This window comes from Kitasatospora aureofaciens, assembly GCF_019192735.1.
In the GTDB taxonomy this organism is placed as follows: Bacteria; Actinomycetota; Actinomycetes; order Streptomycetales; family Streptomycetaceae; genus Kitasatospora; species Kitasatospora aureofaciens_A.
Genome location: NZ_JAHTKP010000011.1, coordinates 183,732 through 207,788 on the forward strand (window position 1 = coordinate 183,732; position 24,057 = coordinate 207,788).

24 protein-coding genes and 3 pseudogenes are annotated in these 24,057 nt (G+C 72.4%); 10 read left to right on the forward strand and 17 right to left on the reverse strand.

What is annotated here, in order from left to right:
• Window positions 1-112 precede the first annotated feature (112 nt).
• From rplT to infC, 3 genes are all read right to left on the reverse strand, one after another.
• Window positions 113-508, reverse strand: coding sequence for a 50S ribosomal protein L20 (gene rplT / locus KV557_RS14650; RefSeq protein ID WP_030055649.1), 396 nt, complete (start codon window positions 506-508; stop codon window positions 113-115).
• 109 nt (window positions 509-617) lie between these two features.
• Complete coding sequence (gene rpmI / locus KV557_RS14655; protein WP_030055648.1) at window positions 618-812, reverse strand: 50S ribosomal protein L35; 195 nt, start codon at window positions 810-812, stop codon at window positions 618-620.
• Window positions 813-948: 136 nt separating this feature from the next.
• Window positions 949-1,695, reverse strand: a complete 747-nt coding sequence (gene infC, locus KV557_RS14660) for a translation initiation factor IF-3 (RefSeq protein WP_218200366.1) — start codon at window positions 1,693-1,695, stop codon at window positions 949-951.
• A 475-nt stretch (window positions 1,696-2,170) separates the two neighbouring features.
• Between infC and KV557_RS14665 the strand changes: the two genes are divergently transcribed.
• Window positions 2,171-2,548, forward strand: coding sequence for a DUF1844 domain-containing protein (locus KV557_RS14665; protein WP_218200338.1), 378 nt, complete (start codon window positions 2,171-2,173; stop codon window positions 2,546-2,548).
• Window positions 2,549-2,594: 46 nt separating this feature from the next.
• Here KV557_RS14665 and KV557_RS14670 read toward each other — a convergent pair whose 3' ends face one another.
• Entirely contained in the window at window positions 2,595-3,338 is a 744-nt protein-coding gene (locus KV557_RS14670) for an SseB family protein (protein WP_218200339.1), read from the reverse strand.
• A gap of 91 nt (window positions 3,339-3,429) precedes the next feature.
• Here KV557_RS14670 and KV557_RS14675 point away from each other — a divergent pair, with 91 nt between their 5' ends.
• From KV557_RS14675 to KV557_RS14685, 3 genes are all read left to right on the forward strand, one after another.
• A complete protein-coding gene (locus KV557_RS14675) occupies window positions 3,430-4,650 on the forward strand; it encodes an alanine racemase (RefSeq protein ID WP_256177393.1) in 1,221 nt (406 codons plus the stop codon).
• 59 nt (window positions 4,651-4,709) lie between these two features.
• Window positions 4,710-5,114, forward strand: coding sequence for a hypothetical protein (locus KV557_RS14680; protein WP_218200340.1), 405 nt, complete (start codon window positions 4,710-4,712; stop codon window positions 5,112-5,114).
• 254 nt (window positions 5,115-5,368) lie between these two features.
• The gene (locus tag KV557_RS14685; protein WP_218200341.1) at window positions 5,369-6,292 is read left to right on the forward strand and encodes a lytic polysaccharide monooxygenase auxiliary activity family 9 protein; all 924 of its coding nucleotides are present in this window, start codon (window positions 5,369-5,371) and stop codon (window positions 6,290-6,292) included.
• 143 nt (window positions 6,293-6,435) lie between these two features.
• On the opposite strand, the gene KV557_RS42595 is transcribed toward KV557_RS14685, so the two are convergent.
• The 4 genes and pseudogenes from KV557_RS42595 to KV557_RS14705 all read right to left on the reverse strand — a co-directional run bounded on the left by KV557_RS42595 (window position 6,436) and on the right by KV557_RS14705 (window position 10,240).
• Entirely contained in the window at window positions 6,436-7,626 is a 1,191-nt protein-coding gene (locus KV557_RS42595; protein WP_308129893.1) for a DUF2510 domain-containing protein, read from the reverse strand.
• A gap of 128 nt (window positions 7,627-7,754) precedes the next feature.
• Window positions 7,755-8,579: a 3-oxoacyl-ACP reductase gene (locus KV557_RS14695; protein ID WP_218200342.1), complete on the reverse strand. Its 825-nt coding sequence runs from the start codon at window positions 8,577-8,579 to the stop codon at window positions 7,755-7,757.
• 6 nt (window positions 8,580-8,585) lie between these two features.
• Window positions 8,586-8,816: pseudogene (locus KV557_RS14700) on the reverse strand (aldehyde dehydrogenase family protein); the annotation flags it as partial.
• 38 nt (window positions 8,817-8,854) lie between these two features.
• Entirely contained in the window at window positions 8,855-10,240 is a 1,386-nt protein-coding gene (locus KV557_RS14705; RefSeq protein ID WP_218200343.1) for a glutamine synthetase family protein, read from the reverse strand.
• Between the two features lie 153 nt (window positions 10,241-10,393).
• Here KV557_RS14705 and KV557_RS14710 point away from each other — a divergent pair, with 153 nt between their 5' ends.
• Window positions 10,394-11,122 (forward strand): gamma-glutamyl-gamma-aminobutyrate hydrolase family protein, encoded by a 729-nt coding sequence (locus tag KV557_RS14710; RefSeq protein WP_218200344.1) that lies wholly within the window; start codon window positions 10,394-10,396, stop codon window positions 11,120-11,122.
• Between the two features lie 80 nt (window positions 11,123-11,202).
• On the opposite strand, the gene KV557_RS14715 is transcribed toward KV557_RS14710, so the two are convergent.
• From KV557_RS14715 to KV557_RS14745, 7 genes and pseudogenes are all read right to left on the reverse strand, one after another.
• Entirely contained in the window at window positions 11,203-11,943 is a 741-nt protein-coding gene (locus KV557_RS14715; RefSeq protein ID WP_308129894.1) for an SGNH/GDSL hydrolase family protein, read from the reverse strand.
• Between the two features lie 35 nt (window positions 11,944-11,978).
• Window positions 11,979-13,166: pseudogene (locus tag KV557_RS14720) on the reverse strand (beta-ketoacyl-[acyl-carrier-protein] synthase family protein); the annotation flags it as partial.
• An 11-nt stretch (window positions 13,167-13,177) separates the two neighbouring features.
• Window positions 13,178-13,420, reverse strand: a complete 243-nt coding sequence (locus KV557_RS14725; protein WP_218200346.1) for an acyl carrier protein — start codon at window positions 13,418-13,420, stop codon at window positions 13,178-13,180.
• 31 nt (window positions 13,421-13,451) lie between these two features.
• The gene (locus KV557_RS14730; protein WP_218200347.1) at window positions 13,452-14,873 is read right to left on the reverse strand and encodes an MFS transporter; all 1,422 of its coding nucleotides are present in this window, start codon (window positions 14,871-14,873) and stop codon (window positions 13,452-13,454) included.
• Between the two features lie 8 nt (window positions 14,874-14,881).
• Entirely contained in the window at window positions 14,882-15,787 is a 906-nt protein-coding gene (locus tag KV557_RS14735; protein WP_218200348.1) for a class I SAM-dependent methyltransferase, read from the reverse strand.
• 90 nt (window positions 15,788-15,877) lie between these two features.
• Window positions 15,878-16,825, reverse strand: a complete 948-nt coding sequence (locus KV557_RS14740; RefSeq protein WP_308129895.1) for an acyl-ACP desaturase — start codon at window positions 16,823-16,825, stop codon at window positions 15,878-15,880.
• Window positions 16,822-16,974, reverse strand: coding sequence for a hypothetical protein (locus tag KV557_RS14745; protein ID WP_218200349.1), 153 nt, complete (start codon window positions 16,972-16,974; stop codon window positions 16,822-16,824). Before KV557_RS14745 ends, KV557_RS14740 begins: the two co-directional genes overlap by 4 nt.
• A gap of 99 nt (window positions 16,975-17,073) precedes the next feature.
• On the opposite strand from KV557_RS14745, the gene KV557_RS14750 reads away from it, so the two are divergent.
• Both KV557_RS14750 and KV557_RS14755 read left to right on the forward strand, forming a co-directional pair.
• Window positions 17,074-18,141 (forward strand): cation diffusion facilitator family transporter, encoded by a 1,068-nt coding sequence (locus KV557_RS14750; RefSeq protein WP_218200350.1) that lies wholly within the window; start codon window positions 17,074-17,076, stop codon window positions 18,139-18,141.
• Window positions 18,142-18,215: 74 nt separating this feature from the next.
• Window positions 18,216-19,118: a 5'-3' exonuclease gene (locus KV557_RS14755; protein WP_218200369.1), complete on the forward strand. Its 903-nt coding sequence runs from the start codon at window positions 18,216-18,218 to the stop codon at window positions 19,116-19,118.
• A gap of 61 nt (window positions 19,119-19,179) precedes the next feature.
• Here KV557_RS14755 and KV557_RS14760 read toward each other — a convergent pair whose 3' ends face one another.
• The gene (locus tag KV557_RS14760; protein WP_218200370.1) at window positions 19,180-20,535 is read right to left on the reverse strand and encodes a tetratricopeptide repeat protein; all 1,356 of its coding nucleotides are present in this window, start codon (window positions 20,533-20,535) and stop codon (window positions 19,180-19,182) included.
• A gap of 125 nt (window positions 20,536-20,660) precedes the next feature.
• On the opposite strand from KV557_RS14760, the gene KV557_RS14765 reads away from it, so the two are divergent.
• Genes KV557_RS14765 through KV557_RS14775 form a run of 3 tightly spaced genes read left to right on the forward strand, consistent with a single transcriptional unit; the run spans window position 20,661 to window position 23,917 of the window.
• On the forward strand, window positions 20,661-21,707 hold the full coding sequence (locus tag KV557_RS14765) for an NAD-dependent epimerase/dehydratase family protein (protein ID WP_218200351.1): 1,047 nt from the start codon (window positions 20,661-20,663) through the stop codon (window positions 21,705-21,707).
• Window positions 21,708-21,725: 18 nt separating this feature from the next.
• Complete coding sequence (locus tag KV557_RS14770) at window positions 21,726-22,781, forward strand: NAD-dependent epimerase/dehydratase family protein (protein WP_218200352.1); 1,056 nt, start codon at window positions 21,726-21,728, stop codon at window positions 22,779-22,781.
• Window positions 22,778-23,917 carry a DegT/DnrJ/EryC1/StrS family aminotransferase gene (locus tag KV557_RS14775; RefSeq protein WP_308129896.1) on the forward strand — a complete coding sequence of 380 codons (1,140 nt, stop codon included), beginning with the start codon at window positions 22,778-22,780 and terminating at the stop codon, window positions 23,915-23,917. The genes KV557_RS14770 and KV557_RS14775 overlap by 4 nt, the downstream gene beginning before the upstream one ends.
• A gap of 23 nt (window positions 23,918-23,940) precedes the next feature.
• Here the strand turns inward: KV557_RS14775 and KV557_RS42600 are convergent.
• Window positions 23,941-24,057: pseudogene (locus tag KV557_RS42600) on the reverse strand (glycosyltransferase family 2 protein); the annotation flags it as partial.

Here is a 24,057-nt window from a genome sequence, read left to right on the forward strand (position 1 = left end):
TGGCTCACGGTGCAGGCTGCGCTTCGAGGCAGGGGCTTCGAGGCAGGAAATGCAGAACCGGACCCGCAGGAGAGCCTGCGGGTCCGGTCAGAGCTCAACTGATCCCGGAAGATCAGGCGGCGTCGGCGGCAGCCTTGGGGGCGTTGACGTCGGCCGGCAGCGCCTTCTGAGCGACCTCGACCAGGGAGGCGAACGCACCCGGGTCGTTGACGGCCAGGTCGGCCAGCATCTTGCGGTCGATCTCGACGCTGGCGGCCTTCAGGCCCTGCACGAAGCGGTTGTAGGTGATGCCGTTGGCACGGGCCGCAGCGTTGATGCGCTGGATCCACAGCTGACGGAAGTCGCCCTTGCGCTTCTTGCGGTCGTTGAAGTTGTAGACCAGCGAGTGGGTGACCTGCTCCTTGGCCTTGCGGTACAGGCGCGAACGCTGGCCACGGTAGCCGCTGGCGCGCTCCAGGATGACCCGGCGCTTCTTGTGGGCGTTGACTGCCCGCTTGACGCGTGCCACTTGATTACTCCTTGGGTTGGACCACGGACTACTTCACGCGGTCCGTCATTCGAATGGGTCGGGAAGGATCAGCTGCCCCGCTCACGGCTCGCGCCGGGCGGGAGGGCGATCACTTGCCGAGAAGCTTCTTGATCTTCTTGGCGTCAGCGGGGGCCAGCTCGACCGTCCCGGCCAGCTTGCGGGTCAGCGTCGAGGGCTTGTGCTCCAGGAGGTGGCGGCGGCCGGCGCGCTCGCGCAGCACCTTGCCAGAGCCACTGATCTTGAAGCGCTTGCTGGCGCCACTGTGCGTCTTCTGCTTCGGCATTTCGCCGTATCTCCTCGTCGGTCCCGTTCACGCCCGCGCGGTCTGCGCGGGCGTGAACTGGATGGATCTGCGTGACCGGGCGGGGCGCCCTGTCACCTTGGGGCCGGTCTCCCGGACTGCCCTGGCCCGTGAAGGCTCAGGCGCCCTGGGAGGCGGCCGGCTGCTCGACCGGAGCGTCGGCCTCGGCGGCCGGCGCCTCGGCCGGGGCGTCCTGCGCCTCGATCTCGGCGTCGTCGGTCACCAGGTCGTCGGTCACCAGGTCGTCGGCCACCGCGTCGTCGTCCGCGGCGGCGTCGGAGCCGGGGGTACGGCCCTGACGCTCGGCCTTGCGGGCGTCCGCGAGGGCGCGGGCCTCGGCCATCGCCTCGGTCTTCTTCTTGTGCGGGCCAAGAACCATGATCATGTTTCGGCCGTCCTGCTTCGGCGAGGACTCGACGAAACCCAGGTCCTGGACGTCGTCGGCGAGCCGCTGCAGCAGACGGAAGCCCAGCTCGGGGCGGGACTGCTCACGACCGCGGAACATGATCGTGATCTTGACCTTGTCGCCCTGCTTGAGGAACCGGACGACGTGACCCTTCTTGGTGTCATAGTCGTGCGGGTCGATCTTCGGCCGGAGCTTCATCTCCTTGATGACCGTGTGCGCCTGGTTCTTGCGCGCCTCACGGGCCTTCATGGCCGACTCGTACTTGAACTTGCCGTAGTCCATGAGCTTGCACACCGGCGGCCGGGCGGTCGCCGCGACCTCGACCAGGTCGAGGTCGTACTCCTGTGCGAGCTCCAGCGCCTTGGCAAGCGGCACGATGCCGACCTGCTCGCCGCTGGGACCGACGAGTCGCACCTCCGGGACGCGAATCCGGTCGTTGATGCGGGGCTCGGTGCTGATGGGGCCTCCTCGGTTGCACCTTCTGCGATGCGGCCGTCGGACGGCGGTCGCACGTAGTGGACTCGACCACTGGGCGGGGCTTCATTCGTGCTGCGCTGCCCGGCACCTGCCGGCACCGCGTGCACCGCGACACGAAAAAAGCCCCGCTCGGTACAAGCGGGGCTCCACACAACCGGGGGCGGCGCCCGGTGAGGGGCGCTGCGGCGACTCGGCGCCGTGGCGCCCGTCGCGGACCGGACCCGTCGACCGCGAGGCCGATCAGGTGGGAGACTTTCATGGTTGCCCTCTCGGGCCTCCTGGGTGGAGCCTCCACTTGCTGGCCAGGCGCCCATGCGGGATCCCGGCCGGTCAGTCTCGAAGCATACAGCGCCGCGGGGTCGAACGCTATTCCGCCCCGGCGCACTGCCTGTTTGTGCGCTACGAGGCCCTTGTACGCTCCACGTGTACCTGCACGGCACGACGGAACGAGCCCCCCTTGAGCAGCGAGCCCACCCAGACCCCCGGCGCGGACGACGACGCGATCGGCTTCGACGACCTGACCCGGGACATCGCCGAGGTCCCGGCCGTCGAGGTGATCACCACCGTCGCGGTGCACCTGATGAGCGCCGCCGCGGTCAAGTGCGGCCTGGCCGAGGGCGGCGAGAAGGACAAGGACCTCGACGAGGCCCGCAAGCTGATCACCGCGCTGGCCGGGCTGGTCACCGCCGGCGCCCCGGAGATCAGCAACTTCCACGCCGCCCCGCTGCGCGACGGCCTGCGCTCGCTGCAGCTGGCCTTCCGCGAGGCCTCGGTCGTGCCGGACGCGCCGGGCGCGGGCCCGGGCGAGAAGTTCACCGGGCCGGTCTACGCCTGACATTCCGCGAGAGGGCACCTACGAAATTTCGTAGGTGCCCTTTGCGCTACCGCCGGTACAGCGGCTCGCCGGGCAGCTGCGCGGTCGCCGGAAGGACCGCCAGGTCCAGGCCCCGGTCGAGCCGGACCCGCAGCACCGGGTCCCCCGCCACGGCCTGCCCGACCCGCTGCGCCGCCGCCTGCACGCCCGGCTGGTCCAGCGCCGGGTCGAACACCACCGCGAGCACCCCGTCCGTGCCCTCGGACGGCTCCAGCAGGCCGGTCACCACCTGCGGCTCGGCCGCCAGCAGCGCCCGGACCGCCTCGCGCACCTCGGGGTCGCGCGCCGGCGGCAGGTAGGGCCGGTTCTCGGCCAGGGCGCGCAGCCTGGCGCCGCTCAGCTGGTACGGCACCGGGCCGGCCGGGTCGATCAACAGGGTGTCGGCCCGCTCCGAGAAGGCGACCATCGCGGCCTGCGGGGCGGCCACCGGCGCCGGGCGCGCATCGGCCCGCCAGCGGGCGAGCGTCTCCAGCGAGGTGAAGGCCGGCAGCGCGCGGCGCCCGTCCGGGGCCTCCAGTACCGGGACCGCCATGTCGCTGGTCTTCTCGTGCTTGTGCCCGTGCTCGTCCACCTCGACCTCGCCGAGGAGGGCGACGATCGGGACCATCAGCCGGGTCGGGGGGAGCGCCGCGAGCAGCTCGGGTTCGGCCGTGCGGTCCTGCGACCAGCGGGCGAGCGCCGCGGTCAGCGCCGGGTCGGCGGTGCCGTCGTCGCCGGAGAAGCCGGGGTTCGGGATGTTCTTGCGGTCCACCCGGCCGACCCTATGCCACCGCGCGCCGGGAGCCTCACAAATGTGCACGCGGGGCCTACCCCTGGGTAGCCGGGTGTGGCAGCCTGCGCGCATGGTGATGCTCGAACCCGCCCTCGCCGCCACCCCGGTCACCGACCGCGCCCGGTACGACCGGGCCACCGCGCACCTGGACGGGCCGGTGGCCGTCGTCGACCTCGCCGCCTTCGACGCCAACGCCGCCGGCCTGGTCCGCCGGGCGGGCGGCAAGCCGGTCCGGGTGGCCAGCAAGTCGGTGCGCTGCCGGGCCCTGCTGGACCGGGCGCTGGCCACGGGCGGCTTCGCCGGGGTGATGAGCTACACCCTCGACGAGTCGCTCTGGCTGGCCCGCACCGGCGTGCGCGACGTCCTGCTCGCCTACCCGTCCGCCGACCGGGCCGGCTTCGCCGAGCTGACCGCCGACCCCGAGCTTGCCTGCGAGGTCACCGTCGTCCTCGACGACCCCGCCCAGCTCGACCTGATCGACAAGGCCCGGGGCGGCGACGCCGAGGTGCGGGTCTGCCTGGAGCTGGACACCGCGCTGCACCTGCTCGGCGGACGCGTCCGGGTGGGCGCCCGCCGCTCCCCGCTGCGCACGCCCGAGGATCTCGGCGCCTTCGCCGAACTCGTCCAGCACCGCCGGGGCTTCCGGGTGGTCGGCCTGATGGCGTACGAGGGGCACGTCGCCGGGGTGGGCGACCGGGTGCCCGGGCGGCCGGTGCGCTCCCAGCTGATCCGGCTGATGCAGGCCAAGTCCCGCACCGAGCTGGCCGAGCGGCGCGCGGCCGTGGTCCGGCGGCTGCGGCAGGTGGCCGAGCTGGAGTTCGTCAACGGCGGCGGCACCGGCAGCGTGGAGACCACCGCCGCGGAGCGGGCGGTCACCGAGGTGGCGGCCGGCTCCGGGCTGTACCAGCCGCAGCTGTTCGACAACTACCGCGCGTTCCGGGGCCGTCCGGCCGCGCTGTTCGGCCAGCCGGTGGTGCGCCGCCCCGGCGTCGGCGTGGTGACGGTGCTCGGCGGCGGCTACCCCGCGTCGGGCGCGGCCGGCCCGGACCGCTCGCCCGTGCCGTACCTGCCGGAAGGGCTGCGCTACGACCCGATGGAGGGCGCCGGCGAGGTGCAGACCCCGCTGCTCGGCGCCGCCGCGGACGACCTGCTGATCGGCGACCGGGTCTGGTTCCGGCACGCCAAGGCGGGCGAACTGTGCGAGCGCTTCGCCGAGTTGCACCTGATCGAGGGCGACCGGATCGTCCGGACCGTCCCGACCTACCGGGGCGAGGGCAGGACGTTTCTCTGACCGACCGGGCCCTGGTGTTCTACGGTGGTTCGGACACTGCGGAGCGACAAAGGAGCGGTATGGAAGCCGAGATCGTGCAGCTGGCAGCGTCGGGGGCGTCCGCGCTGCTCGGACTGATGGTCAACGAGGCCTGGTCGCAGGTCAAGCCGCGTTTCGCCAGGCTGTTCGGCCAGGGGCGGGAGGAGGACGTGGCGGAGGAACTGGAGGAGACCCGGACCGAGCTCGTCGAGGCTCGGGAAGACGGCGAGTCCGCCACCCGGGGCGCGCAGGCCGAATGGGAGCGCAGGCTGCGCCGGGCACTTCGCGACCCGGAGGCCGTCACCCAACTGCGGGCGATCCTGAAGGAGTTCACCCCCGAGACACCCGAGCAGGCACCCGGCTCGGTGCACAACGAGATCAGCGGGAACGCGACGGTGCACGGCAAGGTCGTCCAGGCCCACACGATCCACGACCTGAGCCTCTGATCCGACCCGCGACCTTTCCTGAGCCTTGAGCGGGCCCGATGGAACGCCTGACCCGGGCGTCCCGTCGGGCCTTTGCGCTGTTCCTGGCCATACAGTCCGTCAATAACCGCAGCACACCTGGCTATTGCCAGCTGGTCCAGACCAATCATACGCTCAGCGCAGGGGTCCGCGATCCGGGCCGGCGGCCCCCGAACGGGCAGGCGTGTCCGCTCCCCCACACTCGCCCGGAACGACGGCCAAGGAGTCCCCACCCCATGTCCATCAAGCGAAGTGCCGTGTCCGTCGGCATAGTTGGCGCCGCCGTCCTCGCGGCGGCCGCGACCACCGCGGGCACCGCCAGTGCCCACGGCACGATGACCAGCCCCGTCAGCCGGGTCGCGGCCTGCTACGCCGAGGGCCCGGAGCACCCGGTCTCCCAGGTCTGCAAGGACCTCGTGGCGGCGAGCGGCACCCAGCCGCTCTACGACTGGAACGAGGTCAACATCGCCAACGCCGCCGGCAACCACCAGGCGCTGATCCCGGACGGCAGGCTCTGCTCCGCCAACCGGGACAAGTACCAGGCCCTGGACTGGCCGCGCACCGACTGGCCGGCCACCGCCGTCAGCGCGGGCGCCTTCACCTTCCAGTTCCGCACCACCGCGCCGCACGTCGGCACCCAGACCGTCTACATCACCAAGCAGAGCTACGACCCCACGCAGCCGCTGAAGTGGTCCGACCTCGACCCGACCCCGGTCGCCCAGGTGCAGGTCGACCGCACCGCCACCAACGGGTACTACACCTACCCGGGCACCCTGCCGCAGCGCACCGGCCGCCAGCTGCTCTACATGATCTGGCAGCGCAGCGACAGCCCGGAGGCGTTCTACAGCTGCTCCGACGTCGACTTCGGGCGGCCCTCCGCCACCGGCGGCCAGGCGGTCTCCGCGCTCGCCGCGCAGGCACCGGCCGCGCCCAGCGACGCGCAGATCGCGGCGGACGCCCCGAAGTCCACGGTCGCCCATCACGGACACGGCGGCGACCCCAACTCCCCGGCCGGCGCCGTGGTCCCGACCGCCTCGGCGGCCGTCGGCACCTCGGCCACCGGTCCGCTGCTGCTCGCCGGCGCCGCCGCGATCGGCGTCGGCTGGGCCGGCATGGTGCTCCGGCGCCGTCGCGTCGAGGCTGTTCGACGCGATTCCTGAGGGCCGGATGCGGGGCCGGGCCGGTATACCCCCGTCCGGTCCGGTCCCGGCACTTCCCCGCGTGCTCAACGTGACCGAACGGCGGCGGCCCACCCGGGAGTTCCGGGTGGGCCGCCGCCGTGTCGTGAGGAGCGGGCCGCCGCTCAGGTGCTCGTGGTGGTGCCGCCCGAACCGCTGCTGCCCGAACCACTGCCGCCCGAACCGCCGCCGGGCGCGCCACCGCCGGGGAACGGGAGCGGGGGCAGCTTGCCCTTGTAGTCGCCGATGCCCTTGACGATGGTGTCCATCAGGCCGAGGTCCGGCGCCTTGTCGGCGATGTCGAAGCCGAAGTGCACCGAGACCAGCGCCTTGCCGTCGGCGGACGGGAAGACCACGGTCTGCACGTAGCCGTTGTTGCCCTTCGACGCGTCCACCTTCCAGCGGACCAGGTAGCCGTCCTTGCCGGCCACCGTGACCGCCTCGGACTTCAGCTCCTGGTGCCCGGTGATGTCGCCGTACGACTCCTTGGCCGCCTGGGCGATGTCGGCCTTGGCCGCCGCCCGGACGTCGGTGCCGCCGCCGTCGATCCGGCCGGTGATCACGCCGCCGAGCGTGCAGGTGCTGCTGCCGTCCGCGCAGGTGTACTGGCCGACGGTGAGGGACGCGTAGCCGTCGTTGGTGTAGCCGGAGTCCCAGCCGGCCGGGACGGGGAGGGTGATCCGGTTCACGAGGTCGATCGCGCCGTCGGCGCCGGTGTTGCCCTTGCCCTTCCCCTTGCCGTTCCCGCTGCCACCGTTGCTGCCGCTACCGCCGCTGCTGCCGTCCCCACTGCCGCCGCTACCGCCGTTGCCGCCATTTCCGCCGCCGAGGCCGGGGAAGCCGTTCCACGGGCCGTTCTCGCCCCACGGCGCGGCCTGCTGCTTGGCCACCCGCTGCGGGCGGTCGTTGTGGCCGTCCATCGCCAGGTAGGTGATCCCAGAACCGGCGCCCAGGCCGAGCACCGCCGCCAGGGCGGTCGCGATCACCAGCTTGGACGGCTTGCGCCGGGCCTTGGCCGGCGGCGGCACGGCGGCGCCGTACGCGGTGCCGAAGGGCGGCGGCTCCGGGTAGCGGACCGTCCCGCTCTCCAGCACCTCGCCCTCCAGCACCTTCGGGCCGCCGGCCGCCGGCTCGGGCTCGCCGGCCGCCCCCGGCCCCGGAGCGTCGGCCGCCGGGGGCTCCGGCGTCGGCGCGTCCGAGGGTGCGGGCCGGGTGCTGGCCGTCCAGCCCTTGCCGTCCCACCAGCGCTGCGGTCTCGGGTCGCTGCTGGTGTCCTTCGGGTCCGGGTACCACCCGGCGGGAATCTGCTCGCTCACACCAGAGAATCTAAGGGCAGCCGGATAAACGGGATATCAGCGCGACCCCGAATTCCCGTGCTTTCGCATGAGATTACGGTAAGAAGCACCCGGCGGTTCCGAAGAGCGGAGTGACCGGACCCGGGTGGCTAGAGCGGCGTGACGTACGCCCCGGCGATGCCGCCGTCCACCAGGAACTCGCTCGCCGTGATGAATGAGGAGTCGTCGCTCGCCAGGAAGGCCACCGCGGCGGCGATCTCCTCCGGCCGCGCGAACCGCCCCAGCGGGATGTGCACCAGCCGGCGGGCGGCCCGCTCCGGGTCCTTGGCGAACAGCTCGCGCAGCAGTGGGGTGTCCACCGGCCCCGGCGACAGCGCGTTCACCCGGATTCCCTCCCGGGCGAACTGCACGCCCAGCTCGCGGGACATCGCCAGCACCCCGCCCTTCGAGGCGGTGTACGAGATCTGCGAGGTCGCCGCGCCCATCCGGGCCACGAAGCTCGCCGTGTTGATGATCGACCCGCGCCCGTGCCGCCGCATGTACGGCAGCGCCGCCTTGCAGCACAGGTAGACCGAGGTCAGGTTGACCTCCTGGACCTTGCGCCACGCCTCCAGGCCGGTGGTCAGGATCGAGTCGTCCTCGGGCGGCGAGATGCCCGCGTTGTTGAAGGCCACGTCCACGCTGCCGTACGTCTCGTAGGCCTCGTCGAACAGCGCCTCCACCATGTACGGGTCGGTGACGTCGGTGTGTACGAACAGGCCGCCGGCCTCCTTCGCTGCCGCCCGGCCGGTCTGCTCGTCGACGTCCGCGCACACCACCTTCGCGCCCTCGGCGGCCAGCCTGCGGGCCGCGGCCAGGCCGATGCCGCTGCCCGCGCCGGTGATCACGGCGGTGCGGCCGACCAGCCTGCGGCAGACCGCCGCGTCCTTCTCGGCGCCCTTCGCCGTGTCCTTCTCGGCGGCCTTCTCGGTCATCGGCTGCTACTCCTCGCTGTGGATGAAGACGTTCTTGGTCTCGGTGAAGTGGCGCAGCGCGTCCGGCCCCAGCTCGCGGCCCACCCCGGAGTCGCCGAAGCCCCCGAACGGCGTCCAATAGCGCACCGAGGCATGCGAGTTGACCGACAGGTTGCCCGCCTGGGCGCCCCGGGCCAGGCGCAGCGCCCGGCCGAGGTCCCGGGTCCAGATGGAGCCGGAGAGGCCGTAGCGGGTGGCGCGAAGCCCCAGGCGGGACGGCGGGCTCGGTCATGGCCTCACATCCGCTCGAAGGATCGGTAGCGCTCCCAGTCGGTGACGGCCCCGTCGTACGCGCACTGCTCGACCCGGGCCATGTTCAGGTAGTGCTCCACCACGTCGTCGCCGAAGGCCGTCCGGGCCAGCTCGCTCTGCGCCCACAGGTCGGCGGCCTCCCGCAGCGAGCCCGGCACCCGGGTGTACTCCTCGACGGCGTAGGCGTTGCCCAGGCAGGGCGCGGGCAGTTCCAGCTTCTGCTGGATGCCGTGCAGGCCCGCCGCGATCATCCCGGCCACCGCGAGGTACGGGTTGACGTCCCCGCCGGGCACCCGGTTCTCCATCCGCAGCCCGGGCCCGTGGCCCACCACCCGGTACGCGCAGGTGCGGTTGTCCCGGCCCCAGGCGACCGCCGTCGGCGCGAACGAGCCCTGGCGGTACCGCTTGTACGAGTTGATGTTGGGCGCGTACAGCAGACAGAACTCGCGCAGCGCGACCAGCTGCCCGGCCAGGAAGTGCCGCATCGTGTCGGTCATCCGGCCGTCCCCGTCCGCGAAGGCCGGCGCGCCCACCGCGTCCCGCAGCGACAGGTGGATGTGGCAGCTGTTGCCCTCGCGCTCGTCGTACTTGGCCATGAAGGTCAGCGCGCAGCCCTGCTGGGCGGCGATCTCCTTCGCGCCCGTCTTGTACACGCTGTGCTGGTCGCAGGTGGTGAGGGCGTCCGCGTAGCGGAAGGCGATCTCGTGCTGGCCGAGGTTGCACTCGCCCTTCGCCGACTCGACGACCAGGCCTGCGCCCGCCATCTCGTTGCGGATCCGCGAGAGCAGCGGCTCGACCCTGGCCGTGCCCAGCATCGAGTAGTCGACGTTGTACAGGTTCGCGGGGGTCATGCCGCGGTAGCCGTTCAACCAGGCCTGCTCGTAGGTGTCCCGGAACACCAGGAACTCCAGCTCCGTCCCGATGTCCGCGGCCAGCCCGTGCTCCGCCAGCCGCGCGATCTGCTTGCGCAGCAGCTGTCGCGGCGCCGCGTCGACCGGGTGGCCGCCGTGCCGGGCCAGGTCGGCCGTCACCTGGGCGGTGCCCGGCTGCCAGGGGGTGAGCCGGAGCGTCCCGAGGTCCGGGCGCATCGCGAAGTCGCCGTAGCCCGTCGCCCAGGACGAGAAGGCGTAGCCGTCCACGGTGTTCAGGTCGACGTCCACCGCCAGCAGGTAGTCGCAGGCCTCGGCGCCGTGCTCCACGACCTCGTCGAGGAAGAAGCGGGCGGCGAACCGTTTGCCCTGCAGGCGGCCCTGCATGTCGGTGAAGGCGAGCGCGACGGTGTGCACCTCGCCGGTGTCGACCAGGGTGCGCAGCTCGTCCAGGGTCAGCGGCGCCCGCGGCGGCGTGCCCGCGGCGGCGGTCTCGGACATGGTGAACCCTCTCCTCGATCACTCTTCGAGATCAGGCGGTCACAGCGAACCGTACGGCCTGTGCCTCGCGGGGCGGAAGAGGGCGGGCGGGTGTGGCGCGCCGATATGCGTGATTGACGAGGGATCAGACGGTACGGGAGGAGAATGCGCGCCATGGATCGCAGGCCTTTCATCGGTGTCAGCACCTATCTGGTGGACGCGAGTTGGAGCGATTGGCGGGACCGCCGGGTGGCACTCGTGCCCGAGCGTTACACCGCCTACGTCCAGGACTCCGGCGGCATCGCCGTCCTCCTCCCGCCGGCCGCCCCCGAGCGCGCACCCGACGTCCTCGCCCGGCTCGACGCGCTCGTCATCGCCGGCGGGCCCGACATCGACCCGGCGTACTACGGCGCGGCGCGCCATCCGCTCACGGACGTGGACTCGCCGGAACGGGACGCCTGGGAGAGCGCGCTGCTGCGCGGCGCCCTCGCGGCGGGCATGCCGCTGCTGGGGATCTGCCGGGGCATGCAGGTGCTCAACGTGGTGTGCGGCGGCACGCTCGTGCAGCACCTGCCGGACGTCGTCGCGGTGGACGTGCACGGGGGCTCGCCCGGGAAGTACGGGACGCACCTGGTGCGGCCGGTGCCGGGGACGCTGCTGGGCGGGCTGCTGCCGGAGAGCGAGGTGGAGGTGCCAACCTTCCACCACCAGGCCGTCGACCGGCTCGGGGCGGGCCTGCGGATCTCCGCGCACGCCCCGGACGGGACGGTGGAGGCCGTGGAGGGGCCGGGCTTCACGCTGGGCGTGCAGTGGCACCCGGAGCAGGGGGACGACCTGCGGGTCATGCAGGCCCTCGTACGGGCGGCCACGGCTGCACAGTTGGACGCGGTCGCGATCGGGTAGGAGCAACTTGGCTTAGCGGAAGGCGAGTGCGACGGTTCCCCGCACCCCTGGACGGGGCGCGGGGAACTGCTGTGTCGGCGTCAGTTGGGAGCGGGGACCGGGGCGGGGAGGTGGGCGGCGGCGGTGAGGAGGGCGGGGAGCATGCGGGTGGCGTGGGTGGCGTAGCCGGTCGGGGACGGGTGGACGCCGTCGGGGCCGAGGAGTTCGGCGGCGCGGTCGCGGAATTCGGGGCCCGCCGTGGGGGCGAGGTGGGCGCCGACGCGGTCGGCGGTACGGATGTGGAGGCGGGCGAGGCGGCGGGAGCGGTGCCGGCCGGCCCAGCGGGCCAGGGGCCGGAAGCCGGGGCCGTAGCCGGGGTTGGGGCACGGCACGACCACGAGCTGCCAGCCGGCGTCCCGCAGCGTCTGCGCCAGGTACGCGAAGCGGCGGGCGGCGCGGCCGAGCGGGGCCGGCAGCAGGGCGTCGTTACCGCCGACGATCACCACGGCGACCCCGGGCCGCAGCCGCGCGGCCCGCAGCACCTGCCGTCCCATGGCTCCCGTCGTGGCGCCGATCCGCGCGTGGACGCGGAGGTCGACCGGGCGCCCGGTGCCCTCGGCGAGACCCTTTGCGAGCCGCGCGCCGAGGGTCTGTTCGGGGCGGTGGGCACCGAAGCTCTGGGCCAGGGAGTCGCCGAGCATGAGCAGGGTGAGCGGCCGGTCGTCGGCGGCTTCGGCGGGCCCGTACCGCCCGTCCGCGACCGGGACGGTCCAGTCGGCGGGCGGGCGGCGGAACAGCAGGCGGGCGTAGAGCCGGGCGAGCCCGGCCATGGGGACGCGCATCGGAGTGCTCCGGGGTCAGCGGCGGTGAGGACGACGGCGGCGTTCTGCCCGCCGAAGCCGCTGGAGACGGACAGGGCGGTGGGGACGGTGAGCGGGCGCGGCGCCTTGGTGACGACGTCGAGGCCGATCGTCTCGTCGGGCCGGTCGAGGTTGGCGGTCGGCGGGATCAGCCGGTGCTGCAGGGTGAGGACGGTGACGGCGGCCTCGATCGCGCCGGCCGCGCCCATGGTGTGGCCGATGACGCTCTTGTTGGCGGTGACGGGCGGCGGCCGGTGGAAGACCTGTCGGAGGGCCGCCGCTTCCGCGGGGTCGTTGAGCGGGGTGCCCGTGCCGTGCGCGTTGATGTGCCCGATCTCGTAGGGGGCGAGCCCGGCGTCGGCGAGGGCGGCCCGGACGGCGCGGGCGAGGCCGTCGCCCTCCGGGTGCGGGGCGGTGAAGTGATGGGCGTCGGTGGCGGCGCCGTGGCCAGCGAGGTAGGCGCGGGGGCGGGCGCCGCGGGCGCGCGCGTGGTCGACGCGTTCGAGGACGAGGACGCCGGCGCCCTCGCCCAGGACGAAGCCGTCCCGGTCGGCGTCGAAGGGGCGGGAGGCGCCGGCCGGGTCGTGGCGGCGGCGGGAGAGGGCGCCGAGCCGGTCGAAGGCAGTGGCGGTCATCGGGGTGCGGGGGCTGTCGGTGCCGCCCGCCAGGACGAGGTCACAGGTGCCGGAGCGGATGAGGTCGCAGGCGAGGGCCAGGGCCGTGGTGCCGGAGGCGCACGCGGTGCTGGTGACCAGGCCGGGCCCGCGGGCGCCGAGATCGAGACTGACCTCCCCGGCGGCCATGTTGGGGATGCTGCGCGGGAGCATCAGCGGGGAGACCCGGTCGGCGTGGCCGTCGGCGAGCCGGGCGTACTCGACGGCGTAGGTCTGCACGCTGTTGGCGCTGACGCCGAGGACCACGCCGACCCGGGTGCCGTCCCAGTCGGCGGGGTCAAGGCCGGCGTCGGCGACGGCCTGGCGGGCGGCGACCACGGCCATCTGGCTGAAGCGGTCGAGGCGGCGGGCGAGCCGCCCACCGAGCAGGGTGGGCGGGTCGAAGTCGTCGAGCCGGCACGAGAAGTCGACGTTCAGGCCCTCGAGTTCGGGGTCGGGGCGGGCGGTGGGCCCGGCGCCGAGGAACCGGTCCCAGACCGCCGCCGCGCCGTTCCCGGCGGGGGTGACCAGCCCGAGGCCGGTGACGGCCACCGCGCGGGTGCTCAACTGACGGCTTCCGCGGTCAGGGTGGCGTCCGCGTGGGCGGCGAGTTCACCGAGGGTGCGGTCGGGGGTGATGTCGGCGACGGTGACGCCGATCCGCTCCTCGACGACGAGGGAGAGTTCGACCAGGGCGAGGCTGTCGAGCTCCAGCGAGGCCAGGGTGGCGTCGGGGGTGACCTGCCCGGGCGCGACCTCGAACTCGTCGACGAGGCAGGTACGGATCGTTTCGAAGGTGCTGGACATGCTGAACTTCCTTTCGGTGCTGACTGGTTGATCAGTCGGGTTCGGGGATGAGGACGGGCCGCGGGCGCCGCCCGGGCAGCCGGCGCCAGGCGAGGGCGGCGGCGAGCACCGCGACCGTCGCGCCGACCACGGCCGCGGCGGTGAGGCCGTCGACGAAGGCGTCGGTGAAGGCGGCCGGGTCGCCGGGTGCGGCATCGGTGAGCGCGGTGGCCAGGACGGAGCCGAGCACCGCCACCCCGAGGGTCGAACCGACCTGCCGGGTGGCGTCGTTGAGCGCGGAACCGACACCGGCCAAGCCCGCCGGGACGGCGCTCATCACCACCTCGGTGGCGACCGGGGCGAGCAGTCCGGCGCCGACTCCGGCGAGGCTCTCGAAGACCAGCACCGGGGCGTCCCCGAAGTCGGCGGCCAGCCGGCCGAGCTGGACGAAGCCGGCGGCGATCAGCAGCAGGCCGCCCGCGGACGGCACCCGCGCGCCCAACTGCCGTGCCAGCAGCGGCCCGAGGATCGCGCCGGTGGCGAGGCCGACGGAGAGCGGGACCATCCGCAGCCCGGCCTGCCAGGCGGACAGGCCGCGCACCTGCTGGAGGTAGAGGGTGAGCAGGAACATCGCGCCGAACATGGCGAACGACATCAGCGCGAGCGACAGCGTGGCCGGCCAGACCGGCCCCCCGCCCAGCAGCCGGACCGGCACCATCGGTGCGGTGCACCGGAGTTGGCGCCGTACGAAAGCGGCCAGCAGCGCCGCCGCGACGGCGAACGCGGCCAGCACACCGGCGCTGTTCCAGCCCCGGCCCGGTGCCTCGATGACACCCCAGACGAGGGCGAGCAGCCCGGCGCAGGACAGCAGCGCGCCGGGCCGGTCGAGCGGGCGGGCCTCGGGGTCACGGGACTCGGGCAGGACGACGAGGGCCGCCGCGGCGATCACGGTGATCACCGGGACGTTCAGCCAGAACGCCGCCTGCCAGCCGTACCGTTCGACCAGCAGGCCGCCCGCGACCGGGCCGAACACCGCGCCGACCCCGGCCACCGCCGCCCAGATGCCGATCGCCCGCCGCCGGGCGGCCGGTTCGCGCAGGACGTGCACGACGGTGGACAGGGTGGCGGGCATGAACAGGGCCGCACCGAGCCCCATCCCGCAGCGCGCGGCGACCAGTCGGGCCGCGCCGTCGCCGGTGGCGCCGGCCACCGAGGCCAGCCCGCAGAGCGCGAGCCCGGCGAGGAAGGCCCGCCGCCGGCCGTACCGGTCGCCGAGCGCGCCGGCGGCCAGCACGCAGCCGCCGAGCGCGAGGGCGTAGCCGTCCACGATCCACTGGGTCTCGGCGAGGGTGGGCCCGAGCTCGGCTCGCAGCCTGGGGATGGCGACGTTGAGGACGGTGAAGTCCAGGCCGAGCAGGAACAGCGCGGCGCAGACCACCGCGACCGCCGCCCACGCCCGTCGGTCCGAGGACACCCCCGGCATCAGGCGGGCAGCCGCAGCGGCTCGTCGCGCCGCCGGAAACCGATCCGGTACAGCGTGGCGGCGCCGCGCAGGAACGTCACTTCGCTGCCGCGCAGGTAGCGCCGGTACCGCCGGTAGCCCTCGGCGCCGACCAGGCGCTCGGCCTCCTCGCGGGCGCGCAGCAGGCGGGCCGACCAGGAGGCGAGGGTGCGGGCGTAGTCCTCGGCAGAGGCGGTCAGCGCGACCACCGAGAAGTACGGGTCGCAGGCAGCGGCGATCTCGCTCAGCCGGGGCAGCCTGGCGTTCGGGAAGATGTCGCTGCCGACGAACTCGCCGAGCGGGCCGGAGCCGTCGGCCGCGCCGTCGTAGGCGATGGTCTGCAGCGACATCCGGCCGCCGGGGCGCAGCCAGCGGTGGCAGGCCTCGAAGTAGCGGGCGTAGACGCCGAGCCGCTCGGCGCGGCTCATCCCGGCGGTGGCGAAGTGCTCGAAGGAGCCCATCCCGACGACGGCGTCGTACGGCCGCGCGGGCTCGTGGTCCTCCCAGCTCTCCAGGCGGGCCTCGACGCCGGGCAGGGCGCGGGCGGTAAGGAACTCGTGCTGGGCGCGGGAGATGGTGAGGCCGGTGATCCCGGCCGCCCGGCCACCGCGGCTCGCGTGCTCCAGCATCGCGCCCCAGCCGCAGCCGATGTCCAGCAGTCGCAGGCCGGCGCCGGGGTCGGCGCCGACCAGGTCGAGGTGGTGGTCGAGCTTGGCCCGCTGGGCGCGGGGCAGGGCGAGGGCGTCCGGTTCGCCGCGGGGGATGCCGTCCCACTTGGCGGCGGTGTAGGCGAGCGTCTCGTCGAGCCACAGGGCGTAGAAGTCGTTGCCGAGGTCGTAGTGGTACGCGATGTCCTCGGTGTTGGTGCCGGCGGTGGTGATGGTCATGCGGGTCCTGTTCTGCGGATCGGGCAGGGCTCAGGCGGGTCGGGCGGGGATCGGGCAGGGTCAGGCAGGGCTCAGGCGGGTCGGGCAGGGTCAGGCCGTTTCCGCCCGGCGGGCGCGGGCGGCGAGGGCCTGGGCGCGGCGTTCGATGAAGCGGGCGGCCCGGGCGTCCAGCCGCGCCAGGTGTTCGGCGAGCCGGTCGCGGGCCTGCTCCCCGGCCGGGCCGAGGCCGGTCAGGTCGAAGACCCGGAGCGCGCGCAGCAGCGGGACGAGCACCTCGTCGTGGTGCACCCGCAGGTCGTAGACCCCGGCGACGGCGACCTCGGCGGCCATCCGGCCGAAGCCGGGCATGCCCTGGCCGGGCATGGCGAAGCCGCGAATCGTTTCGTCGAGGGCGACGAGCACCTGGTCGGCGTCCAGCTGGGCGGCGGCGCGCAGGAGCTCCCGATAGAAGACCATGTGCAGGTTCTCGTCCTGGGCGATCCGGGCGAGCAGCCGGTCGCAGACCGGGTCGCCGCTGAGCCGGCCGGTGTTGCGGTGGCTGACCCGGGTGGCCAGCTCCTGGACGGCGGCGTAGGCGACCACGCCGAGGACACCGTCGGGCTCCGGGACGGTACCGGTGCCGAGGTGGGCCATCCGGGCGCGTTCCAGGGCGACCGGGTCGACGGCGCGGGCGGCGTGCAGGTAGCCGCGGAGGGTGGAGGCGTGCCGGTCCTCCTCGGCCGTCCACTGGTGGAGCCAGGCGCCCCACGCGCCGTCCCTGGAGGTCTGCGCGCCGATGGTCCAGTGGTAGCCGGGCAGGTTGTCCTCAGTCAGCAGATTGACGATCAGGGCGGAGCGGACGGCGGGGGCGATCGCGGACTGCTCGGGGCACCAGGGCTCGCCGTCGAGGGGGCCGTCGAAGTCCCGGCCGAGGCTCCACGGGACGTACTGGTGCGGGAACCACTCGCGCGCCGAGGCGAGATGACGGTTCATCAATTCTTCGGCGGTTGCTTCGAGTTCGATGAGCCAGCGGACGGTCCCGGCGGAAGCGATCTTCACGGGCCATGATCGTTGCCGAACCGCGCAGGGCGGCGCAAGCTCGCCTCACCCGGTCGAGTGATGAAGGCATCCGTTCTGACCAGGGCCTGCGCCGAAGGCAGTCCGGCACCGAAGAACGCGGGCATCCGGACGGCAACGACAACGGTCACCAGTACAGCCTTTGGATCTTTGTCCATTCTGCGGTTCACTTCGGTTGCGGGGCGATCGCACTCCGCTCCCTCCCACCCGTGCGTCCAGAGAGGACTTCGATGGCCGGGCACGAGCATTCCCACGATGATCATGCGCATGACCATGGCCCCGAGGCCCACGGCGGCCACGGGCACGGTCACGGCGGGCACGGCCACGGCGGCCATTCGCACAGTGTCGCCGCCGACGCCGACCGCCGCTGGCTGGTCAGTGCGCTCGCGCTGATCGTCGTCTTCATGGCCGGCGAGGTCGTGGTCGGCTTCGCCGCGCAGTCGCTGGCCCTGATCTCCGACGCCGCGCACATGCTCACCGACGCCGCCTCGATCGTCCTGGCGCTGGTCGCGATGCGGCTCGCCGCCCGCCCGGCCCGCGGCGGCTACACGTACGGGCTCAAGCGCGCCGAGATCCTCTCCGCGCAGGCCAACGGCGTCACCCTGCTCGTCCTGTCCGCGTGGCTCGGATACGAGGCGGTCACCCGGCTGGTGCAACCGCCGGAGGTCACCGGCTCGCTGGTGCTGATCACCGCGCTGGTCGGCATCGTCGTCAACCTCGCGGCCACCTGGTGCATGTCGAAGGCCAACCGCAGCTCGCTGAACGTCGAGGGCGCCTTCCAGCACGTGCTCACCGACCTGTACGCGTTCATCGCCACCGCCGTCGCCGGCCTGATCGTGCTGACCACCGGCTTCGTCCGGGCCGACGCGATCGCCTCGCTGATCGTCGTCGCCCTGATGCTCAAGGCCGGCATCGGGCTGGTCCGGGACTCCGGGCGGATCTTCCTGGAGGCCGCCCCGGCCGGGATCGACCCGGACGCGGTGGCCGACCGGCTGGTCACCGAGCCGCTCGTCGAGGAGATCCACGACCTGCACATCTGGGAGATCACCTCCGGCCAGCCGGCCCTGTCCGCACACATCCTGGTCACCCCGGGCGGGGACTGCCACGCCGTACGGCGCGAACTCCAGCGCCGGCTGGCCGGCGAGTACGGGATCACCCACAGCACGCTCCAGGTCGACCATGTCGGCGAGGACGAGGCGGGCGCGCTGCTGCAGATCGCCGGCCCGGGCGAGCCGTCCGCCGAGCACTGTGCCGACGCACACGGCCCGGTCCACCGCGCGGGCCCGCACGAGCACTGACCCGCACGAGAACTGAAACGGGCGATCCGTCAGCGCGGTACGGCATGATCTGAGGCGTGACCGCACCGCGACTGATGCTGCTCGACTCCGCCAGCCTGTACTTCCGGGCCTACTTCGGCGTACCGGACACCCTGCGTTCGCCGCAGGGTGAGCCGGTCAACGCCGTCCGCGGCCTGCTGGACTTCATCGCCCGGCTGGTCCACGACCACCGCCCCGACCAGCTGGTCGCCTGCATGGACGCCGACTGGCGCCCGCAGTGGCGGGTGGACCTCGTGCCCTCGTACAAGACCCACCGGGTCGCCGAGGCCGCCGAGGACGGCGAGGAGGAGGTGCCCGACACGCTGGCCCCGCAGGTCCCGGTGATCGAGCAGGTGCTGGACGCGCTCGGCATCGCCCGGGTCGGCTCCCCCGGCTACGAGGCGGACGACGTGATCGGCACCCTCACCGCCCGCGCAAAGGGCCAGGTGCAGATCGTCACCGGCGACCGCGACCTGTTCCAGCTGGTCGACGACGCCCGCGCGATCACCGTGCTCTACCCCGTCAAGGGCATGGGGAACCTGCAGGTCACGAACGACGCGCTGCTGCTGGAGAAGTACGGCGTGCGCGGCGCGCAGTACGCCGACATGGCCGCCCTGCGCGGGGACCCGAGCGACGGCCTGCCGGGGGTGAAGGGCATCGGCGAGAAGACGGCCGCCCAGCTGATCAACGAGTACGGGGACCTCGCCGCGATCCGCGCCGCCGCCCTCGACGTCGGATCCCGGCTCACCCCGGCCCGCCGCCGCAACATCGTCGAGGGCGCGGCCTACCTGGACGTCGCCCCGAAGGTGGTCCGGGTCGCCGACGACGCCCCGCTGCCGCCCTTCGACCCGGCCCTGCCGCGCGAGCCGCTGGACCCGATGACCCTGGAGGAGCTCTCCGCCCGCTGGGGCCTCGGCACCTCCCTGGAGCGCGTCCTGGAAGCCCTCGCCACGCGCTGAGCCCGCGCACACGAGGGGCCCGCACGTTCGCCACGAACGTGCGGGCCCGATCTGTCCGACGTCACGCGGCGGCGAGTTCGGTTGCCCGCTGGCCGAGTTCGGAAGCACCCGGGATGCCTCGCCTGCTGTAGACGGCCATGGTCGAGCGCATGGTCTTCAGCTCCTTCCTGTTCCGGTCGGACGCCACGCCGTCCATGAGGTCCAGGCACTGGCTCCAGAGGATCACGGCCTCCTCGTGACGGTGCTGGGCCGCCACCGACTTGGCGAGGTTCGCGATGGTCAGGCCGCGAACCCGCTGGTACGTCTCCGGGACGCGGCCCTCCAGTGCCGCGCGGTAGTGGCGTTCGGCGGCCTTGTGGTCCTTCATCTCGGTCAGGGTCTTGCCCGTGTGCGATGCCACGGTGGCTGCCACCGGCCCGGAGGCCGCCGCGTACGAGGGAACGCCGTCGTCGCCGGCCAGCATGGCGTCCTCAGCGGCGAGTAGCGCCACCGCGGCGTTCTTGCCGTGGCCACTCGCTCCGTACGCCCGAGCAGCGGTCACCAGCAGCAGCGCCTCGGTCTTCCGGTCCACCTTCCCCCGGGCCCGCGAGTGTGCGGCCTCGGCCAGCTCCACACAGTGCTCGGACTGCTTCAGATCGAGGGCCTGATGCGTGAGCGCCCGCATCATCCAGGCCCCGTGGCCTGCGGGATCGGACTCGCAGGCAAGCTGGAAGGCAAGGAGGTAGAACCTCTGAGCAGCGCCTTCCCGACCGAGGTCGTGGCATTTCCACCCCACCAGGGTCGCCAGTTCAGCGGCCGCCCCGTATGCACTTCGCCGTACCGCCTCGGACGGAAACGTGGCCTGGAGCATCGGGGTGACGGTGTCAGCCAGGTAGGACGAGACCGTGGAAAGCCCGTGCCCTCCGCCGAACTTTTCGTCGGCGGATCTGAACATCTCGGTGAGCTGCCGGACGGTCGCCACTTCCTCGGCGCCGGCCCTACGACCGCTCTCGCCGCTTCTCAGCATGGCGGCGGCAGCCTCGTGGTCGTACGTGAGCGGGAGCCCGACCGATGCGGCGGCGAAGGCGCGGGCGAGGAAGTCGCGACGGTGGAACATGACGAGCCTCCCGAGATCGGAAGCGGTAGCCAGGAAATCAGGGGCCATGGCCTCCCCGATTGCGTCGCAGCCTAGACCGATCTCGGAGGTCGTCACCTTCCGCTTCGCCAATCTGGTGAGAGCTTCCGCAAGATAGGCCGCTGTACTGCCAGTTGGAGTGCCACCCTTCACCCAGGAGTGCACTGCCGACTTCGACGTGTACAGCGCCTCGCCGGGCTCCGCCGCGACGGCGCGGACCGCCTTGGCCAAAGCCTCGTACGTACACCCAGCTTCTGCGACGACGACGGCCAGCTGCCGATTCGTCTCGTTACGTCCAGTCAACTCACGCCCCAGCGTTGATCTTGAACGGATTGAACGGGATGGGCGGGCCATCACCATACCGCCTCAGCGTGTCCGGCAGTTCACTGACTGCAATGAACCCGAACCTCAGGAGAGGTCGATTTCTCATGGCTGACGTGTTCCCCGACTCGCGCCTGCGCGAACTGACCGGTGCCACTGTGCTGGTCACCGGAGGCGGTGGCCTGGTCGGCAGCCGCATCGTCGCCCAGCTCGCCGCGCACGGCGCCAGGCCGATCGTCCTGGACCGCTTCGACGCCTACCCACACCCGGTGCGAGGCCTGTTCGAGGTGGACCGGCACGGTACGCAGGTCGTCCTCGGTGACGTGCGTGAGCGGGCAACCGTGAAGTGGCTCATCGACCGAGCCGACTACGTGATCCACGCTGCCGCGTACGCCGATGTCGCGGCGTGCACTCGACGACCGGACACGGCGTTCGCCGCCAACGTGCACGGTACCCAGACCATCCTGGACGAACTGCTGGAATCCCGGGTGAAGCGGCTGGTGTTCGTGTCCTCGGCGTCCGTCTACGGTGACGGCGTCGCCGGGAACGATGCACCACGGTTCACTGAGGACCAGCCGCTGACGCCGATCTCGGTGTACGCCAACACGAAGTTGTGGGGCGAACACCAAGTACGTCTGATGCTCGGCGGCAGCCGCACCGAATATTCAATCGTCCGGTACTTCTCGGTGTACGGAGACCCGCAGATCCCCAAGCCCGGCTCGCACTCCTGGATGGTGCCCTGGCTGGCTCTGTCCGCCCACAGCGGCCGTCCGATGCGACTCAACGGCGGCGGCCACCAGGTGCGCGACCTGGTCCACGTCGAGGACATCGCGCGCGCCACCGTCCTCGCGCTCGTCGCCGATCAGGCGGCGAGTCAGACCATCAACATCGGCACCGGCATCCCCACTTCGGTCCGAGCGATCGCCGAACTGGTCGCCGCGCACTACCCCGGCACCGCGTTCATCGAGACACCGATGCCCGACGGCGACCCGCGCGGGGGTTACGCCGACACCCGCAAGGCCACGGATCTGCTCGGCTGGCACCCCGCCATCACGCTCAGCGAGGGCATCGACCGCTACGTGACCTGGCTCAGGGCTACGCCGAACTCCGTTCCGGACTGGTTCACGTCCCAGACCGTTCCGTTGGCTGCCTGATCGAAGGGACATAGTCTGATGCACATCGTGCTGCTCGGCGGGGCCGGATACATCGGCTCCGTCGCCTCTCACCACCTCGCATCGCTCGGCCACGACGTCACTGTCGTGGACGGCCTGATCTACAACCGTGCGGACGACCCGGGCCGGCTCCTGCCGAGCACCGCCGCCTTCGTCAACGGAGACCTGCGCGACCCCGACCTGCTCGCCCGGGTCTTTGACGGCGCGGATGCCGTCGTGCACCTCGGGGGCATCGTGGGTGAACCGGCCTGCCGACTGGACGAGGAACTGGCCGCCGAGCTGAACTTCGCCGCCCCGATGATCGCCGCCGAGGCCGCCGCCGGTGCCGGCGTCGCGCAGTACGTGTTCTTCTCCTCGTGCAGCGTCTACGGCAGCCACGACGGCACCGTGGACGAGGACACCGAGCCGAACCCGCTGGGGATCTACGCCCGGACCAAGGTCCTCGCCGAACGCCGCCTGCCCGATGTCCTCGCCGGGGTCACCGGGTTGACGAATCTGCGGCTGGCGACCGTCCATGGCTGCTCCCCGCGCCAGCGCTTGGACTCCGTGGTCAACTCGATGGCGTCGCGCGCCGTCGCCACCGGGCGCATCCCGCTCAACGGCGGTTCGCAGCGCCGCCCTCTCGTTCACGTCGGCGATGTCGCCCGAGTACTCGGCGATGTCCTGGAGGAGACCATGACGGGGGTGTGGAACGTCGGCAGCGACCAAGAGAACCACACCATCGCCGCCATCGCCGAGACCGTGGCCGCCATCGTGCCCGGGTCGAAGATCCGGCGTGGACCTGAGCGGGATGAAACCGACGCCCGCGACTACCGGGTGAGCTTCGCCCGGCTCGGGCGCCACATTCCGGGGGCCTGCTCGACCACGCTCAGGGAGGGGGCGCAGGAGATCGCCGATCTCCTGGTGGCACATAAGATCACCGACCCGAACGAGGCCGAGTACGACAACCACCGAGGCCTGGCGGACGCCTTCCGCGCCGGCAAGGTGCGGAGTGTACGCACCTTGGCCTGCCAGAGGTACCACGCCGAATACATCACCTCGTGGGGGCAGCCGTGACGACCACTGCCCCGTTCCTCCCGTGGAACCGGCCGTCCCTTGGAAGCGAGGAGGAGGCCGAGGTCATCGACACCCTGCGCTCGGGCTGGCTCACCCACGGCCCGAAGGCAACGCGGTTCGAGGAGGCCGTGAGGACCGACCTCGGGGTCGAGGACGCCTTCGCCGTCTCTTCGTGCACCGCAGCCCTGCATTTGGCGCTGCTGACGGTCGGCATCAAGCCGGGCGACGAGGTGATCACCCCGAGCCTCACCTTCTGCGCCACCCCGAACGCCATCCTCCAGTCCGGCGGCACACCGGTGTTCACCGAGGTCGATCCGATCACCTTCAACATCGATCCGAAGGCGGTCGAACAGGCGATCACCCCCAAGACCCGAGCCATCGTGGTCATGCACTACGGCGGCCACCCCTGCGACCTCCTGGCGTTCCGCAAGATCGCCGACGACCACGGCCTGGTCCTGATCGAGGACGCCGCCCACGCGCTGCAAGCCTGGCGCGACGGCCTGCGAGCGGGCAGCGGCGGCGACCTGGCGGTGTTCTCCTTCTACGCGAACAAGGTCATGACGACCGGTGAAGGCGGGATGATCGTCGGCCGTGCCGAACTCGTCCAGCGGGCCCGGCTGCTGGGACGCCACGGCATCGACACCTCGGTGTGGCAGCGGCACGGCAAGCGCCGCACCGCCGACTACGAGGTCACCGTGCCGGGCTTGAAGTACACGATGCCGGACATCACCGCTGCGGTCGGCATCCAGCAGTTCCAGAAGCTGCCGGAGTTCACCGCGCGCCGATCCCTAATCGCCGCCTCCTACGACCGGTCCCTCGCCGGCCTTCCAGGGCTGCGGCTGCCCACCGTCCTGGACGGGGTACGGCACGGCTGGTTCCTCTACCCCGTCCTGATCGAACCGGTCGGCGGCCGGACCCGGGACACCGTGGCCAACCTGCTCCTCGACGCGTACGGGATCGGCACCAGCGTGCACTTCAAGCCGGTGCACCGCCTCGCCGCGTACCGGTACCTGAAGTGCCACCTTCCCGTCACCGAACAGGTCGCCGCCCGGCAGCTGTCCCTGCCGTGTTACCCGGCGATGACCAGCACGGACGTGCAGCGCGTCATCGACGCCCTCCACGCCATCTGGTCCTGACCGGCACCGTGCCGGGCCGGCTGTCAGATCACCGGCGGTCGGCCCAGCCGCGTCATCCGCCACACCGTGCTCCACCGCATCGGTCGCCGCGGCGGGCATGGGGTGCGGACGCCCTCGAAGAACCCGGACCACCACGCCTT